Origin of the sequence: Campylobacter sp. RKI_CA19_01116 (genome assembly GCF_025771405.1) — a bacterium.
In the GTDB taxonomy this organism is placed as follows: Bacteria; Campylobacterota; Campylobacteria; order Campylobacterales; family Campylobacteraceae; genus Campylobacter_D.
In genome coordinates, this window is the sequence record NZ_JAKMQF010000004.1 from 1 (window position 1) to 17619 (window position 17619).

General features: G+C 29.6%; 19 protein-coding genes. 12 read left to right on the forward strand and 7 right to left on the reverse strand.

Annotated elements, in window-relative coordinates:
- Positions 1-34 precede the first annotated feature (34 nt).
- From ychF to rpiB, 6 genes are read right to left on the reverse strand one after another with little or no spacing between them, the layout of a single operon-like run.
- On the reverse strand, positions 35-1135 hold the full coding sequence (ychF, locus tag L8U41_RS03990; protein ID WP_263679342.1) for a redox-regulated ATPase YchF: 1101 nt from the start codon (positions 1133-1135) through the stop codon (positions 35-37).
- Entirely contained in the window at positions 1132-2583 is a 1452-nt protein-coding gene (locus L8U41_RS03995; protein WP_263727881.1) for a leucyl aminopeptidase, read from the reverse strand. The genes ychF and L8U41_RS03995 overlap by 4 nt, the downstream gene beginning before the upstream one ends.
- A complete protein-coding gene (locus L8U41_RS04000; RefSeq protein WP_263703136.1) occupies positions 2580-3173 on the reverse strand; it encodes a DedA family protein in 594 nt (197 codons plus the stop codon). Before L8U41_RS04000 ends, L8U41_RS03995 begins: the two co-directional genes overlap by 4 nt.
- 1 nt (position 3174) lies before the next feature.
- Positions 3175-3711, reverse strand: a complete 537-nt coding sequence (apt, locus tag L8U41_RS04005; protein WP_263683294.1) for an adenine phosphoribosyltransferase — start codon at positions 3709-3711, stop codon at positions 3175-3177.
- On the reverse strand, positions 3711-4043 hold the full coding sequence (locus L8U41_RS04010) for a hypothetical protein (RefSeq protein WP_039618138.1): 333 nt from the start codon (positions 4041-4043) through the stop codon (positions 3711-3713). Before L8U41_RS04010 ends, apt begins: the two co-directional genes overlap by 1 nt.
- Positions 4040-4477, reverse strand: coding sequence for a ribose 5-phosphate isomerase B (rpiB, locus tag L8U41_RS04015; protein WP_263679345.1), 438 nt, complete (start codon positions 4475-4477; stop codon positions 4040-4042). Before rpiB ends, L8U41_RS04010 begins: the two co-directional genes overlap by 4 nt.
- A gap of 139 nt (positions 4478-4616) precedes the next feature.
- On the opposite strand from rpiB, the gene L8U41_RS04020 reads away from it, so the two are divergent.
- Together L8U41_RS04020 and L8U41_RS04025 are read left to right on the forward strand one after the other, a co-directional pair.
- Positions 4617-5168 (forward strand): CheB methylesterase domain-containing protein, encoded by a 552-nt coding sequence (locus L8U41_RS04020; RefSeq protein WP_263703134.1) that lies wholly within the window; start codon positions 4617-4619, stop codon positions 5166-5168.
- Between the two features lie 9 nt (positions 5169-5177).
- A complete protein-coding gene (locus tag L8U41_RS04025; protein ID WP_263664281.1) occupies positions 5178-5960 on the forward strand; it encodes a CheR family methyltransferase in 783 nt (260 codons plus the stop codon).
- Here L8U41_RS04025 and L8U41_RS04030 read toward each other — a convergent pair.
- Positions 5957-7150: an MFS transporter gene (locus tag L8U41_RS04030; RefSeq protein WP_263683290.1), complete on the reverse strand. Its 1194-nt coding sequence runs from the start codon at positions 7148-7150 to the stop codon at positions 5957-5959. The two genes, L8U41_RS04025 and L8U41_RS04030, sit on opposite strands and share 4 nt — an antisense overlap.
- Positions 7151-7255: 105 nt before the next feature.
- Here L8U41_RS04030 and L8U41_RS04035 point away from each other — a divergent pair, with 105 nt between their 5' ends.
- From L8U41_RS04035 to L8U41_RS04080, 10 genes are all read left to right on the forward strand, one after another.
- Complete coding sequence (locus tag L8U41_RS04035; RefSeq protein ID WP_263727882.1) at positions 7256-8302, forward strand: dehypoxanthine futalosine cyclase; 1047 nt, start codon at positions 7256-7258, stop codon at positions 8300-8302.
- Positions 8302-9522: a M16 family metallopeptidase gene (locus L8U41_RS04040; protein WP_263727883.1), complete on the forward strand. Its 1221-nt coding sequence runs from the start codon at positions 8302-8304 to the stop codon at positions 9520-9522. The genes L8U41_RS04035 and L8U41_RS04040 overlap by 1 nt, the downstream gene beginning before the upstream one ends.
- Complete coding sequence (recG, locus tag L8U41_RS04045; RefSeq protein ID WP_263727884.1) at positions 9512-11335, forward strand: ATP-dependent DNA helicase RecG; 1824 nt, start codon at positions 9512-9514, stop codon at positions 11333-11335. Before L8U41_RS04040 ends, recG begins: the two co-directional genes overlap by 11 nt.
- Positions 11328-11930 (forward strand): Crp/Fnr family transcriptional regulator, encoded by a 603-nt coding sequence (locus L8U41_RS04050; protein WP_263727885.1) that lies wholly within the window; start codon positions 11328-11330, stop codon positions 11928-11930. Before recG ends, L8U41_RS04050 begins: the two co-directional genes overlap by 8 nt.
- Positions 11931-11973: 43 nt before the next feature.
- The gene (locus tag L8U41_RS04055) at positions 11974-12621 is read left to right on the forward strand and encodes an amino acid ABC transporter permease (RefSeq protein WP_263727886.1); all 648 of its coding nucleotides are present in this window, start codon (positions 11974-11976) and stop codon (positions 12619-12621) included.
- Positions 12614-13273 (forward strand): amino acid ABC transporter permease, encoded by a 660-nt coding sequence (locus L8U41_RS04060; RefSeq protein WP_263727887.1) that lies wholly within the window; start codon positions 12614-12616, stop codon positions 13271-13273. Before L8U41_RS04055 ends, L8U41_RS04060 begins: the two co-directional genes overlap by 8 nt.
- Position 13274: 1 nt before the next feature.
- Positions 13275-14012, forward strand: a complete 738-nt coding sequence (locus L8U41_RS04065; protein WP_039618156.1) for a pathogenesis-associated glutamine ABC transporter, ATP-binding protein — start codon at positions 13275-13277, stop codon at positions 14010-14012.
- 77 nt (positions 14013-14089) lie between these two features.
- Positions 14090-14917, forward strand: a complete 828-nt coding sequence (locus L8U41_RS04070) for a cysteine ABC transporter substrate-binding protein (RefSeq protein ID WP_263727888.1) — start codon at positions 14090-14092, stop codon at positions 14915-14917.
- 2 nt (positions 14918-14919) lie between these two features.
- Positions 14920-16170, forward strand: coding sequence for an MFS transporter (locus L8U41_RS04075; protein ID WP_263727889.1), 1251 nt, complete (start codon positions 14920-14922; stop codon positions 16168-16170).
- A 37-nt stretch (positions 16171-16207) separates the two neighbouring features.
- Positions 16208-17614, forward strand: a complete 1407-nt coding sequence (locus L8U41_RS04080; RefSeq protein WP_263727890.1) for a COG3400 family protein — start codon at positions 16208-16210, stop codon at positions 17612-17614.
- The last annotated feature ends 5 nt before the right edge of the window (positions 17615-17619 follow it).

The window sequence follows — 17619 nt, forward strand, 5'->3', positions numbered from 1 at the left end:
GAGATTGCAAGCTTGAAATAGCTTGCAAATTTTATTAAACATTAAATCTAAAATGCATTACATCGCCATCTTGTACGATATAATCTTTTCCTTCAAGACGTAGTTTTCCTGCTTCTTTAGCGCCACTTTCTCCTTTGCAAGCGATATAATCTTCATAAGAAATCACTTCAGCTTTGATAAAACCTTTTTCAAAATCATTATGGATTACACTTGCTGCTTTTGGTGCTTTCCAGCCTCTTTGTATAGTCCATGATCTAACTTCTATTTGACCTGCTGTAAAATAGCTAATTAGATTAAGCTTTGAAAATGCTGTGCGTATAACTACTTCAAGCCCACTACGTTCAATCCCTAAAGATTTTAAAAACTCAAAATGCTCCTCATCGCTTAAAGCTATCATTTCCTCTTCTATTTTAGAGCAAAGTTTGATAACCTCATGACCTGATTTTGCTGCAAATTCTTTAAGATTTTTTACAAATTCATTATCTTCTAAAAGGGAATTCTCATCTACATTTGCCCCATATATCACTTCCTTAGCTGAAAGCAATCTTAGTTCTTTTATAAGAGCATGATAGACTTCATTTTTATTTGGAAATGAGCTTGCACTATTGTTTTGATTTAAATGTTCTAAAAGCTCATTAGCTAAAGCCAAACTTTCTTTTGCACCTTTTTCATTAGCTTTTGCGCCTTTGGTGAGTTTTTCTATTTTTTTACTAAGTTGTTCTATATCTGCTAGTATAAGTTCTGTTTCTATGATTTGCACATCACGCACAGGATCAACACTGCCCGCAACATGGGTGATATTTTCATCATCAAAACAACGCACAATATGTAAAATCATCTCTGTTTCACGTATGTTAGATAAAAATTTATTACCCAAACCCTCACCTTTGCTAGCTCCTGCTACTAAGCCTGCTATATCAACAAATTCTATATTTGAGCGTATGATTTTTTGTGGATTAACGATTTTTGCTAGCTCTTTTAAGCGATGATCAGGTACAGGTACGACTGCTTTGTTTGGCTCTATGGTACAAAATGGATAATTTGCACTTTCTGCATTTTGTGCTCTTGTTAGTGCATTAAAAGTGGTAGATTTTCCAACATTTGGAAGTCCTACTATACCAACTGATAAACTCATTTTTGTTTCCTTGAAAGATAAAGTAAATATGAAAGGCACATTCTAACACCTGCTCCACTTGCACCAAAGCTATGATAACCCCAAGCTTTTTCTAAGTAAGCTGGCCCTGCGATGTCTAAATGTAGCCATTTGTCTTTATATTCTTCTCTAATGAAAGAATTTAAAAATAACCCTGCAGTAATAGCCCCACCATAACGACTTGAAGAGGTATTACTTACATCTGCTATATTTGATTTTATAAGTTCTTTTAAATGTGGATTAAAATGTAAAATAGTAGCTAAATCTCCACTTTTTTTACTTACTTTGAAAAAATCATTTTGTAAATCTTCATTATTTCCCATGATAGCACTTGTGTATTCTCCAAGTCCTACTACGCAAGCTCCAGTTAGAGTGGCAAGATCTATTAATAAATCAGGTTTTAGATCTTGAGCAAGCGAAAGACAATCTGCTAAAACTAATCTTCCTTCTGCGTCGGTATTTCTAACCTCGATACTCACACCTTCTCTTGAGATGAGTACATCATCAGGCTTGTAAGCATTTCCACCTATCATGTTTTCAGTTGCACCGATGATAGAATGTACTTCTATATCAAGGTTTAATTCACTTGCGCCTTTGATGATGGCCATTGCCGCTGCACCGCCGCTTTTGTCTGATTTCATCGTTAGCATATAATCAGCAGGTTTTAAACTAAGCCCACCACTATCATAAGTTAGTCCTTTGCCTACAAACACTACTTTCATTTTTGGATTTTGTGGTTTGTATGAAAGATGAATGAGTTTTGGAGGATGGATTGATGCACGATTTACCGCTAAAAATGCTTGCATTTTTTCTTGCTCTAAGAAATCACTCTCATAGATTTTACATGAAATCTTGCAATTATTTTGACTTAAGCTAAGAGCATCCTCAGCCATTTTTGCAGGAGTATAAATTTGAGGAATTTCATTTACGATATTTTTTGCAAAATCACAAGCATTTGAAAAAACCTGACCATAGTTTATACCTATGCAAGCTTCTTCTAGGTTATATGTTTTGTTGTTAATTTCATCTTTTGAAATGAAAATATTCTCTAACTTACTCTGTGTTTTTTCTTTTTTATATTTATCAAACTCATACGCACCAAAAGTAAATCCTTGAATCATAGCATTAAAGCTATTTACTACGCATTTTCCTACAACACTCTTTGTTTTAACACTTTGAATTTCAAGTTTTTTTAAAGCTTTATAAGCATTTGCAAAAGCAAGTCTTATATCTTCATATTCTAAACTTTTAAGTTCGCTATAAAGAATTTTATTTTGCATATCTATGCAAATTCCTTCGCCTTTATAATTTGAAAGTTTAAAGAGTTCTTGACTTTGAGTGTATTTTTCTATCTTTTTATCTTGTATTAAAATGATTTCAAAGTCAGCATTTATAGAATTTATAGTTTCTTCTTTAAAATTAAAAATCATTTATGTTCCCTTTTTCTAAGTATTGATTTTTCTATTTGTTTCATACCTAAAAATAAAGCAAGTAAAAAACAAGCAATAATAGGCACTGCAAAATACCAGTGATCTCCAGCCCATTCCACTGCAAGCCAAATTTGTTTTCCAAAAAACCATGCAAGTAAAATGGTTATAGCAGCCCAAGCCCAAGCACTAATGAGATTAATAAATGCAAATTTTTTCGCACTATAGCGTGTTAGTCCTATGCTCATAGGTATAATAGTTCTAAAGCCATACATATATCTTTGTATGAATATAATAGGCCAACCAAAACGCTGTAAGAGTAAATGCGCTATGGCAAATTTACGCCTTTGGGTGCGAAGTTTTTTCTGAATGTATTTTTTATTATATCTTCCTATATAAAAGTATATTTGATCACCTACAAAACCACCCAAACCTGCTACAAAGATGATAAATCCTAAATTTACATGACCTTCATGTGCAAAAATACCTGCTAAAATAAGCGCAAGTTCTCCCTCAAGTATGCACCATAAAAACACGATGATATAAGCCCAGTTTTTATAATCATACAAAAGTTGTTTTAAAAATTCTTCCATTTTATACCTCTAAAACACTATAAACAGAAGTTAATTTAGCTAATTCTTTAGCTCCATCAAGACCTTTTAATTCTAGTAAAAAACAAGCTTCAACGCATTTTGCATTGAGTTTTTCTATGAGTTTAACAGCAGCGATAGCTGTGCCACCTGTGGCGATGAGATCATCTATGAGCAAAACGTTTGCTTTTTGATTGTTAAATGCATCGATATGAATTTCTATGGTATCACTACCATATTCTAAACTATAAGATTCTTGCAAGCATTTAGAAGGTAATTTACCTGGTTTTCTAATAGGCACAAAAGGTAGTTTTAATCTAGCACTTAGTGCAGCTCCAAAAATAAAACCTCTACTTTCTATACCAACGATATAATCAAGCTTTGCATTTTGGTATTTTTCAACTAAATGATCCATTAAAAATGCAAATGCTTCTTTATTATTTAATAAAGTAGTGATATCTCTAAAGATAATTCCTTCTTTTGGAAAATCCTTAATAGCTCTAATGCTATCTAATAAGTATTTTTTATCTTGTTCTTTCATCATAATAATGCCTCGATTTTTGCTTCTAATTCTTTGATTCTTTGTCTTAATTTTTCATTTTCGATACGATATTGTGAATTTCTTGTTCTAAGAGAGGTTAGGTCTGCTTTGCTTTTGTTTAATTCCTCAGTTAAAATATCAATATTACCCAAGCTTCTTTGAAGTTGTACTTGTAATTTTCTAATGACTATTTCAGTATCATCAAGATTATTTTTTATGAATTCTTTTGCTACTTTTTCTTTATGAAGTAAGGTTTTATAATAAAGCAACATAATAGTCATATAAATACTAACACAAATTAATACAGTTAATACAAGCCAACTTAAAATCATAATTTTGCCTCTATTTTACTAATTCGCACGCAATGTCTTCCACCGCTAAAAGAAGTATTAATGAAATTTGAGATGATTTCAAAAGCCATATCTACTCCGGTTAGTCTAGCTCCTAAGGCTAAAACATTTGCATCGTTATGTTCTCTTGAGAGTCTAGCGCTTAAAGGTTCATTACACAAAGCACAGCGTATGTTTGTATGGCGATTTGCTGCTATACTCATACCAATACCTGATCCACACACTAAAATTCCAAAACTATTTTCATTAATTTTAGAGCTTAATAAATGTGCATAATCAGGATAATCACAACGATCGTTACTAAAAGGACCTAAGTCTTCAAAGCTTATATTTTTTTCTTGTAAAAAATTGATAATTTCTTGCTTTAAAATAAAGCCAGCATGATCACTTGCTATGTAAATTTTTTCTCTTAACATTTAATAATCACTTATCATTTGAAATTTAAAGTATTAATTTTATCATATTTAATTAAAATTTTTCTTTCTTGTATATAATTATTTTTTAATATTTTCAAATATTTAATTTGATATAATAATACTAAACTTAAGGTAAAAAATGAAGCTTATTTTGATTGGTTCTTCAACGGGCGGTCCAAGCCAACTAAAGTTTTTACTTAATGATATAGAACTTAAAGATTGTACGGTAGTGATTGCCCAACATATGAACCCAGCTTTTATTCCTTCTTTTGTAAATCAATTCAACAAAGAAGCAAAAAGTGATGTGATCATACCAAATGACAAAGAAGTTTTAAAAAATAAAATTTATATTTGTCAAAGAAATATGGTTTTAAGTGGAAATAATGCTTTGGTGTTAAATACTACAGAGCAAACAAGTAGCTTTAACCCAGGGATAGATGTTTTATTTCATTCAGCTGTAAATCTTTGCAAATATCATAAAATTTTAGCTTTGATTATGACAGGAATGGGTGATGATGGTGCTAAATCTTTATTTGAGCTTTATAAAGTTGGTGTGAGGTGTTTATGTGAAAATGAGGCAGATTCTATAGTATATGGAATGCCAAAAAAAGCTAGAGATACTAATCCAAATTTAAAACCTATGAGTTTAATAGAACTCAAAAAAGAAATAATAAATTTTATCAAATCATAGGATGGAAAGATGATAAAAATTACAGAAAATGAAATGAATGATTTTATAAAAATAGTAGAGCAAATAAGTGGAAATAATCTTAATACTAAAAAAGATATTTTATCTATAAAGCTACCTAAATTTTTACAAGAATTAGGTTTAAGCAGTCTTAGTGAATTAAATGAAAAAGTGCAGTTTCAAAGAAATTTAAAGCAAGAAACTATGGATTTTATCACAGTTTGTGAGACATATTTTTTTAGAGAATTAGAACAATTAAAAGATGTAATTTTTTATATAAAATCTCTTGATCGACCTGTAAATGTGCTTTGTGCTCCATGTTCAAGTGGTGAGGAAGTGTATTCTTTAGCTATTTTAGCAAGTGAGAATTTTGTTAAAGGTATGAATATAGTTGGTATAGATATTAATAAAAAAATGATAGATAAATGCAATGAAATGTTATATTCAGAGCGCTCAGTAGCTAGATTAAACACTATGCAAAAAACGCGTTATTTTGATGTAAAAGATAGAATGTATCAGCTTAAAAAAGAGACTTTAGCTTGTAGATGTCGTTTTGAGCTTTGTAATGTTTTTGATGATTCTTTATTTAAACTTGGAAAATTTGATGTGATTTTTTCAAGAAATATGATGATATATTTTGATCAAGATTTCAAAATAAGACTAATGGAGCGTTTCCATAGGATATTAAACAGAGAGGGTAGAATATACCCAGGAAAATCAGATCTTGTACCTGAAACAGCGTATTTTGAAAAAAACTTTTCAGCGGGTGGGGTTTATTATTCTAAGGTGGATTAATTATATTTTTTATTAAACCACCACCAATAAATCGCCGCAAAGATAAAACATACTCCTAAGCCAAAAGTAAAATGGCTTAATTTTACTCCATAAAATTCAAATAAATATCCTGTTGAAAAAGCAATAATTGCACTAAAAGTTAAATACACCATATCATTATAGGCAATCACTCTACCATAATATCTTTTATCACAATCATTTTGCAAAAGTGTGTAAGTATAGCTCCATAAAGATGAAGTACAAAAACCTGCCATTACTAAGCCTATAAAGGCAAGATAAAAGTTAAATTGCAAGCAAGCCCAAAGCATTATACCTATACCTTGCGCTAAGTATAAATATACTAAAGTGTTTTTATTAATATAAGGACTAAGCACATAAGGTCCTATGAGTAAAGATATGGCTCTTATAGCATTAGAAAGCCCTATGGCTAGAGGTATGGAAATAACTTTTGCGTATTCATATTCGGCTAAAAGAGTGATTAAAACATCATAAGCGGTTATCCCTACAACTCCATGAAGTAAAATCAAATGAATGATTTTTTTATTGTTAAATACATAAACTAAACCTTCTTTGATTAATATAAAAAGATTGTTTTGTGTGGTATTTTTTTCATCAGGTAAGATTAAAGTTTTAAGTATAAGCATAGCGCAAAATAACATTAAAGTATCAGCTATGAAAGCTGGTTTTACTCCAAAAAGATCTATAAAAAGTCCTGCTGCGCCCATACCCAAAGCATATGATACAGCCCATATAATACTATGAAGCTCATTGCCTAGTTTTAATTCTTGTGGGGTTAAAATTTTAGGTAAAACTGACATTTCTGTTTGAAAATACATGCTTGCAACCGCCATACGCACAAAGGTTAAAAAGTATAAAAACCAAAGCATAGCTAAAGAATTTACAAAAATTAGCATAAAAATAGAAATCATCTCAATGCTAATCATTGTCAGTAATAAATTCTTAGGTTTAAATCTATCTACTATAACTCCATTTATAGGCGCAAGTATAATAGAAGGTAAAAAAACAAAAATAGCTGAAAAGCCTATGATATTTGCAGGCGCTTGTAGCTCTTTGGTTAAGAGAGTAAAAACACCTACTTGAGAAAACCATGCACCAAAATAACTTATAAATTGTACCATTGCTAAAAGGCGAAAAGTTTTATTATTTTTAAGTAAAGACCTATAAGTCATGAGTATCCTATGAATATATGAAATTAAAGGGCTTGATTATATCGTTTTTAAGATTATTTTACATTTAAATGCTATAATAATTCTTTTTTATAAAAAAGGTTAATAATGAATAGATTAAGCAAAAAAGAAGCATTGAATTTACTCCAAAATGCACCTTTATACGAATTAGGCACAATGGCATATGAGAAAAAATTAGAGCTTCACCCTGAAAAAATAACTACTTTTGTGGTGGATAGAAATATAAATTATACAAATATTTGTTGTATTGATTGTGATTTTTGTGCTTTTTGTAGAAAAGAAAAAGATGATGATTCTTATATTTTAAAATACGAAGAAATAGGACAAAAAATAGAAGAATTACAAGCCATAGGTGGAACGCAAATTTTATTTCAAGGCGGGGTGCATCCAAAACTTAAAATAGAATGGTATGAAGACTTACTTTCTTATATAAAAACTAATTATCCAACCATCACTGTGCACGGTTTTTCAGCAGTAGAGATAGCTTATATAGCAAGAGTTTCTAAAATTTCTATTGAAGAGGTTTTAAAAAGACTACAAACTAAAGGACTTTTTTCTATACCTGGAGCAGGTGCTGAAGTATTAAGCGATAGAGTAAGAGATATCATCGCACCACACAAATGTGACACAGCTACTTGGCTTAGGGTGCATGAGAGTGCACATAATATAGGTATGAAAAGTACTGCTACTATGATGTTTGGTACGGTTGAAAATGATGAGGAAATCATCGAACATTTTGATCATTTAAGAAATTTACAAGATAAAACAAATGGTTTTAGAGCTTTTATTTTATGGTCATTTCAAAGCGAAAATACTCCTTTGATTAAAAAACATCCTGAAATCATCAAACAAAGCTCTAATAGATATTTAAGATTGCTAGCTTTGGCAAGATTATATTTGGATAATTTTAAAAATTTACAAAGTTCATGGGTAACGCAAGGTTCTTTAATAGGCCAACTTGCTTTAAAGTTTGGTGCAAATGATTTAGGTTCAACTATGATGGAAGAAAATGTCGTAGCCGCAGCTGGTGCAAAATATAGAATGAATCAAGAACAAATGATAGAACTTATCAAAGATATAGGAGAATTACCTGCTAAACGCGATACAGCTTATAATATTTTAGAAAGGTTTTAATGCTAAATTTAGACTTTAATAATACTAAAATAGACATAATATATGAGTATGAAAACGAGCTTCCTGTAGTATTTTTCAAACTCATTTTTAAAAATAGTGGAAAAATAGCAGAAAAACACAATAGGGGTTGTGCAAGTATGCTTGCTAGGCTTTTAAATGAAGGAAGTAATGATGAGTTTTTTAAAAGCTTAGAATACCGTGCTATAGAGCTTTATGCTAAGGCTAGTTTTGAGCATTTTCAAATTAGTATTAAATGCTTGAAAGAACATTTTGATTTTGCTTTAGAAAAATTACAAGAATTATTTTTAAATGTGCGTTTTGATGAAAAAATCTTACAAAGATTAAAAACTTTAGCTTTGGGTGAACTTGCAAGTTTAAATACTGATTATGATTATCAAGCAAAAAGACTTTTGAATAAGAATGTTTTTAAAGATGAAATTTTTGCTAGTGGTCTTGATGGGACTAAAGAAAGCATAGAAAAGATTAGTTTAAAAGAATTACAAGATTTTATGAGTGAAAATTTAGTACTTGATAATGCTTTATTTGTTTTTGGTGGAGATATTAAAGAAGATGAAGTAAAGATTAAAGTAGAAAAAATTTGCCAAATTCTAAAAAGAAATACCCCAAATCAAAACAAAAGCTACAAGCTCGTTGATGAGAGTATAGAAGTAAGTGAGCAAAAAAGCACTGAGCAAGCTTATATATACTTTTGCTCTCCATTTAATATACAAATTAATGATGAGAAAATGTATTTAGCTAAACTTGCTTTGTTTATTTTAGGTCAAGGTGGTTTTGGTTCGCGTTTGATGGAAGAAGTGCGTGTAAAAAGAGGCTTGGCGTATTCAGCATATGCTATGCTTGATGTAAATTTAAATTATAGTAGAGTTTTTGGGTATTTGCAAACTAAAAATGAAAGCTCTAATGAGGCTAAAACTTTAGTTAAGGAAGTTTTTGAAAACTTTGTCCAAAATGGAGTAAATGAAAAAGAATTTCAACTAGCTAAACAATTTTTAGTAGGTTCTATGCCTTTAAGGTATGAAAGTTTGGCTAAAAGACTAGATATAATGCTAAATGAATATTTGCATGGTTTAAAACTTGGAAATTTAAAAGAAGAAATGCAAAAGATTAAAAACACTACCTTAGATGAACTAAATGACTTTATCAAAACACATAGTGAAATTACAAAAGTGAGTTTTGCAAGTATAGAAAATGAAAGTTGAAGAAAAGGATTTAAAACTACTTCATGCTTTAGGGGTTAAAAATTGTATCGATTTGGCTTTGATTTTGCCTAAAAAATTTGATGATTTTAGAATTTCAAAGTTTCCAAAAGATACATTTTGTACCCAAAATGTAAAAATTATTAGCACGCAAAATCATCACTCCCAGTTTTTTGTACTTTGTGAATGTTTAGAATGGGGTATAAAAGCAAATATAGTGATCTTTCATCCTAATAAGTGGCATTTTAAAATTTTTAAGCATAATGCTTTGGTTTGTATCCATGCAAAGATGAATTTTTTTAATGGAATTTGGCAGTTTATAAACCCAAAAATAGTAAAAAACATAGGTCAAATAGTCCCTAAATATCAAATTAGCTCTATTAAAGATGAAAATATAAACAAACTTATCTTAAAATATGTCAATGAAGCTAATTTAAAAGCGCTAAATTTAGAACAAAAATACATTAATTTGCTTTTGAATTTACATAATTATGATGATTTAACTCTTTATGAAAATTTTAACGCCATAGTTAAAGACTTAAAATATATAGAAATTTTTAATCATTTAAAGCGTTTAAAGGGTAAAAAAATATCACAAAATGCTTATGAAATAGAACTTTTTGATATAAACTCTTGGCTTAAGGGTTTAGAATTTATCCCTACAAATGATCAGCTTTTAGCGATAGAAGATATTAAAAAAGATTTACAAAATAAAGTTGCTAAAAGGCGTGTAGTAATGGGTGATGTGGGTTGTGGCAAGACTTTGGTTATACTTGCTGCAAGTTTGCTAGTATATCCTAAAAAGGCTATTTTAATGGCTCCAACTAGTATATTAGCAGAGCAAATTTATCATGAAGCAAAAAGACTTTTACCTAATTTTGTTAATGTATTACTTTTAAAAGGTGGTAAAAAAGATAAAGATTTAGCAAAATTAAAAGAACAAGCTCATTTTATCATAGGCACACATGCGCTCATTCATCAAGAAGAATTTGAAGCAGTTTTAGTGATGATAGATGAGCAACACCGTTTTGGCTCTAATCAAAGACAAAAAATAAGCGAGCTTAGCAAAAACTCTCAATATGCTCCACATATCGTGCAATTTTCTGCTACACCTATACCAAGAACACTTTCTATGATACAAAGTGAGCTTGTAAATTTTAGTTTTATTAGACAAATGCCTTTTAAAAAAGACATTAAGACTTTTTGCATACAAGATAAAGATTTTAAATATTTGCTTAAAAAAATCGATGATGAACTTGCTAAAAATCATCAAGTAATCATCATTTATCCTTTGGTAAATGAAAGTGAAAATATAGATTATTTATCATTAGAACAAGCACAAGGATACTGGATAAACAAATACAAAAATGTTTATGTAACCCATGGAAAAGATAAAAATAAAGATCAAATTTTACAAGAATTTAGAGAAAAAGGCACGATTTTACTTTCTACAACCGTGGTTGAAGTGGGGATTTCTTTACCAAGACTAAGCGTGATTGTAGTTGTTGGGGCTGAAAGACTTGGGCTTGCTACCTTGCATCAGCTTAGAGGTAGGGTAGGTAGAGTGGGGCTTGAGAGCTTTTGTTATTTATATACTAAGCAAAAAGAAATTCCAAGTCGTTTGCTTGAATTTGCTAAAACTTTAGATGGATTTAAAATAGCTGAACTTGATTTAAAAAATAGGTTAAGCGGGGACTTACTAGATGGTAGAGTACAACATGGCAATCATTTTAAATTCTTTGATTTTGCAGATGATGAAGAGCTAGTTTTAAAAGCAAAAGAAAGTATCAAAAATATGGAAAAAGAAAATGGATAAACACTTTGAAATTTTAATTTCTAAAGGCAAGAAAAAACGTTTTAACAAAGGGAATATTTTATTTTTTCAAGGTGAAAAAGCAAATAAAATTTATATTTTACTAAGTGGAAAAGTGCGTATATATAAGGTGAATACAAAAGGTTTTGAACTAACACTGCATACTTTAACTCCAGTAAATTTTATAGCTGAAATGCCTGTGTTTGAGGGTATTAATTACCCAGCTAATGCTATTTGTGAGCAAGATTGTGAAATTTGTGTTTTTGATTTTGATGAATTTAAAAAATTATGCTTAGAAAATGGAGAATTTAGCTTTTTACTTTTGACTTCTTTAATCGGTAAAATTCGAATTTTAGAAAATTTCATTAGACAAAAATCTTTGGATTTAAAATCAAGACTAGTCAGCTTTTTACTAGAAAATGAAGAAAAATTACAAAATTTAAAGCAAAAAGAAATTGCTGTGATTTTAAATTTACCCCCAGAATCTTTATCGCGTTTTTTAAAAGAATTAAAACAAAATGAGCTTATTTGCACAAATAAAGGTAAAATAGCAATTTTAAATAAAGAAAAAATGCAAAATTTAATTAAGTCTTTTTAAGTCTTATTTGTTACAATATTGTATTTAAAGTATGGAAGGTTTTATGGATTTTGATTTTTTAATCAAGTTTAGCCCTATGTTTATACAAGCTTCTTGGCTTACTTTAAAACTTGCTATTTATGGAGTATTTTTTTCATTTTTAGTAGGTTTATTTTGTGTGGGAGTAAGTTATTTTAAATTTTCTTTTTTAAATACAATCTGTAAAATTTATATAGAATTTTCAAGAAACACACCTTTATTAATCCAACTTTTCTTTTTATATTATGCCTTGCCTGAGTTTGGGATACACCTTAGTTCTTTTGCTTGTGCTGTGGTAGGACTTAGTTTTTTAGGTGGTTCTTATATGGCTGAGAGCTTAAGAGCGGGTATGGAAGCAGTAAAAAAACAACAATACGAATCAGGACTTTCTTTGGGTTTGAGTAAATGGCAAAATTTTCGCTATATTATCATGCCTCAAGCTTTGGGTATAGCTATGCCAAGTATTAGTGCAAATATCATTTTTTTACTCAAAGAAACTTCAGTAGTAAGCATTATTGCTTTAGCAGATTTAGTATATGTGGCTAAAGATCTTATAGGACTTTATTATAAAAGTAATGAAGCATTATTTGCTTTGGTGCTTTGTTATTTGATTTTGATTTTACCTTTATCTTTAGTGTTAAACCGTATAGAAAAAAGGTTAAATTATGTTTGAAATTTTAAATCAAGATACCTTTTTTAGACTAGCACAAGGCTTAAAGGTTACTTTAGAGCTTTCATTGATTAGTGTTTTGATTTCACTCATAGGAGGAGTATTTTTTGGAATTTTAATGCATTCTAAAAATAAATTCTTTTATGCTTTTTGTCGTTTTATGCTTGAGTTTGTGCGTATTATGCCTTTGATTGTTTGGCTTTTTATAGTGCATTTTGGCTTGGCGAAATGGTTTGGATGGCATTTGAGTGCTTTGGGTTCAAGTGTTATTGTTTTTAGTATTTGGGGCGTGTTTGAGATGATGGATTTGGTTAGATCGTCTTTAGCAAGCATACCAAAACACCAGTATGAATCAGGACTTTCACTAGGTTTTAATAAATTTGAAGTTTATCTTTTTATCATTATACCTTTATCTTTAAGAAGATTATTGCCGATGAGTATTAATCTTTTTACAAGAATTATCAAAAGTACTTCAGTGATTTATCTCATCGGTGGTATAGAGCTTATTAAAGTAGGCCAACAAGTGATTGAGCTAAATTTATTTCAAAATTCTTACGCGGCTTTTGTGATTTATGGTTTGATTTTATTGATTTATTTTATACTTTGCTATCCTTTGTCGGTATATTCAAAGTTTTTAGAGAAAAAATGGAGCTAATATGAGCATTTTAAAAATACAAAATTTACAAAAATATTATGATGATCATCATGTTTTAAAAGATATAAATTTAGAAGTAAATCAAAAAGAAGTAGTGGTTATACTAGGTCCAAGTGGTTGTGGGAAATCTACGCTTTTAAGATGTATTAATGGTTTGGAAGAAATGGCTGATGGGGCTATTTTTGTAGATGATGAAAAAATTGATAAAAATTATAAAAAATGGACTCAAATTCGCCAAAAAATAGGCATGGTATTTCAATCTTATGAGCTTTTTGATCATTTAAATGTGGAGCAAAATATACTCTTAGGGCCTTTAAAGGTGCAAAAAAGAAAAAAAGAAGAAGTTTTAGAAGAAGCTAAATACTGGCTTGATAGGGTAGGGCTTTTGCATAAATTAAAAGCCTATCCTAAAGAATTAAGTGGTGGACAAAAACAACGCATAGCCATAGTTAGAAGCCTTTGTATGAATCCTGAAATCATGCTTTTTGATGAAGTTACAGCAGCGCTTGATCCTGAAATTGTGCGTGAGGTTTTAGATGTGATTTTAAATTTAGCAAAAGATGGTATGACTATGCTTATAGTTACACATGAAATGGGTTTTGCAAGAGCAGTTGCTGATAAAATAGTTTTTATGGATGATGGAAAAATAGTAGAAATTTCAAAGCCTGATGAATTTTTTGAAAATCCAAAAACTGATCGTGCGAAGAAATTTCTCAATTTGTTTGATTTTCATCGTTAATTTTATTTTAGAAAAGATTTGTTTAAAAAATTAATATAAGGTTTAAAAATTTAAATTTCAATCATAAGGAAAAAAATATGAAAAAGATTTTTCTTTTATCGTTTTTAATGGCACTTTTTTTTAGCGCTTGCTCAAATTCAAGCTCTAGTGAAAACTCCATAGAAAAAATCAAACAGCAAGGTGTTATCCGCATAGGTGTGTTTGGTGATAAACCTCCATTTGGTTACTTAGATGCTCAAGGAAAAAATCAAGGCTATGATGTGTATTTTGCTAAACGTATAGCAAAAGAACTTTTAGGGGATGAGTCTAAAGTACAATTTGTTTTAGTTGAAGCAGCAAATAGGGTGGAGTTTTTAGAGTCAAATAAAGTAGATTTAATCTTAGCTAATTTTACTAAAACTCCAGAAAGAGAAGCTGTGGTGGATTTTGCATTGCCTTATATGAAAGTTGCTCTTGGGGTGGTAGCTCCTAAAGGATCAGATATTAAAACTATAGATGATTTAAAAAGCAAAACTTTGATTTTAAATAAAGGTACAACAGCTGATGCGTATTTTACAAAAAATATGCCAGAAATTAAAACGATTAAATTTGATCAAAACACAGAAACCTTTGCAGCTTTAATCGGTAAAAGAGGCGATGCGCTAAGCCATGATAATGCTTTACTTTTTGCTTGGGCTAAAGAAAATCCAAATTTTGAAGTGGTGATTAAAGAACTTGGAAATCATGATGTTATAGCTCCTGCTGTAAAAAAAGGCGATGAAGCTATGTTGAAATTTATCAATGATTTGATTGTAAAATTACAAAATGAGCAGTTTTTTCACAAAGCTTACGATGAAACCTTAAAGCCATTTTTTAGTGATGATATAAAAGCTGATGATGTAGTAATCGAAGGTGGCAAAATTTAATAATGCAAAAAGCTTTTAAAAATACCATCTATGCTTCTTTAGGTGGTATTTTAGAATTTTATGATTTTGTTTTATTTATCTTCTTTGCAAGTGTTTTTGCAAAAATTTTCTTTCCTCAAAATGATGATTTTTGGCCATTAATCTATACTTATGTAGCCTTTGGAGCAGGATATTTAGCTAGACCTTTTGGTGCTGTTGTTTTAGCACATTTTGCAGATATTAAAGGGCGTAAGAATGTTTTTTATGTCAGTATGCTTTTAATGGTCGTGCCAAGTTTTGTTTTGGCCTTTTTACCTACTTATGAAAGCATAGGACTTTTAGCTACTTTTATGCTTTTTATCATACGGATAGCTCAAGGACTAGCCATAGGAGCTGAAGTGAGTGGTGCTTGGATTTTTGTGAGCGAATTTGTAAGTAAAAAAAGACTTGGTTTGGCACTTGGTTTTATTTCAGCGACTTTGACTTTAGGTTTATTACTTGGAAATTTAGCGACTTTAAGTATATATGCGTATTTTGATGAAGAAGAAGTAGAAAGCTTTGCTTGGAGAATTCCTTTTTTTATAGGAGGATTTTTTGGCATATTAGCTTTATTTTTGCGCACAAAGCTTAATGAAACGCCAGCTTTTAAAAATATAAAAGAAAAAGAAAAAATTTTAAATTTTCCACTTTTACAAGCTTTAAAAACACATAAAAAAAGCATGTTAATATGTGCTTTACTTACCGTGGTTTTAACAAGTGGGGTAGCTACTTTAATGATACTACCGCAATATTTTGAAAGCCTATTAGGAGTTAGTAAAACTACTGCTTTGTTATATCAAAATTTGGCCATAGTGATGATCATACTAGGAAGTTTAGCACAAGGGTATTTGGCTGATTTTTTAGGACATTTTAGAATTTGCTTGATTTTTACTTTGGTTTTTGGAGTTTTTGGTATAAGTTTTAGCTTTTATAATGAGTGGTTTTTATCATTTTATTTGCTTGCTTGTTTTGCGCAAGGCATTATAGCTTTTGCTCCTATTTTTATGACTCAAATTTTTACTACAGAGTTAAGATCAAGTGGTCTTTCTTTTGCTTATAATGTTTCTTATGCGATTTTTGGTTTTTTAACACCCTTTGTTGTTAATTTTATGTATGGGAAGTATTTTTATATTTATATTATTTTTATAGTGATTGCTAGTTTGTTAAGCATGTTTTTGATAAAAGTATTTTTAAAGCAAAAACCAGTATTAAAAACTTTAAAATATAAACTATAACTTTGCTATAATTATATTTTATATTTTAGAGGTGTAAATGAATAAAATTTTATTACTAGCTGATGGGATTTTTGCTAAAGATTTTTTAAGGAAAATTCATAGCAATAAAACTTTTAAAGAGTCTTTGAGTGTTGTTTATTATAATGATGAAAGTGTGGATTTGGATTTAGAAAATGAACAAATATCTTTTTATAAATTTGATCCTACAAGTTTGATTAAACTAGAAAATTTATTAAAGGAAGAATTCCATCAAGCTATCATCTATATGCAAGAAGAAGCAGATATGTTAGCTTGCTATAAAAATTTAAGAAAATTGCACCCAAGATTAAACATAGTTATCATGGATTTGTGGAATAGTCAAATTGATGATAATTTTTGCGAAGTGATTAATATTTATGATACTTTAAGCACGAGATTAACAGGTTGTTTAGATAACATGCCTTCTATGGCGCAATTTATAGGGCTTGGGCAAGGTGAGATAATGGAGGTAAAAATTCCTGCAGGATCAAGCTTTGCTTATAGACATATAAGCTCTATTAGCCAAAAACGCTTTAAAATTGTAATGGTTTATAGAAATAATGAATTTATCCTAGCAAGACCTGGGCTTATTTTAATGCCAAATGATAGTATTTTAATCGTAGGTGATCCTAAAGTTTTACAAAGTGTTTTTACTAATGTTAAAACAAGCTTAGGACGCTTTCCATCACCTTTTGGTGATAATATACTTTGTATTATAGATATGAAAAAAATGAGTGAATTTGCCATAGAAAAGCTTATTTTTGCAAGTTTACTTTTACATGTAAGGATTAATAGTAAAAAGCTTTATTTTAAAGTGATTAATCCTACTTTAACTCCTATGTATTATAAACTTAAAGCCTTGCATAAAAATAGTATTGAAGTGATATTTGACTATGAAAGTACAAATGTAAAAAATATTAAGTCTTTTGTGGAAAATACTAGCATAGGTTTACTTGTAGTGGAAGATTATCTTTTTGAAAAAGAAAAAAGTTTTCTTTTTACTTTAAAAATTCCTGTGTTAAAAGCGGGTAAAGGGGATTTTGCTGACTTAAAATCATCGGTAGTTTTAAGTTCAAACTTTGAAGATGTGGAAGGTATTGCTTCTATTATGCTTGATTTGAATAAGCAAATCCAACTAGGGCTTGCTTTGTATTATTATGATTTAAAACTAAATAAAGCTGAAATTTTTGAATACCATCAATATTTTGAAAGCCTTTCAAAACTCCATGATGAAAAATTACTTTTAATAGAAGAAAAAGAACATAACCCTATCAATAAATTTTCTTATAAACAAAATGTATTGCATTTTGTGCCATTTAATGAAAAAATTTTAGGAAGTAATTTCAATAAAATTTTAAAAACAGATTTAAATACGATATATTATAAGATGAGTAAAAATTATCAATTATTTATACCATCGCTGTGAGAAAA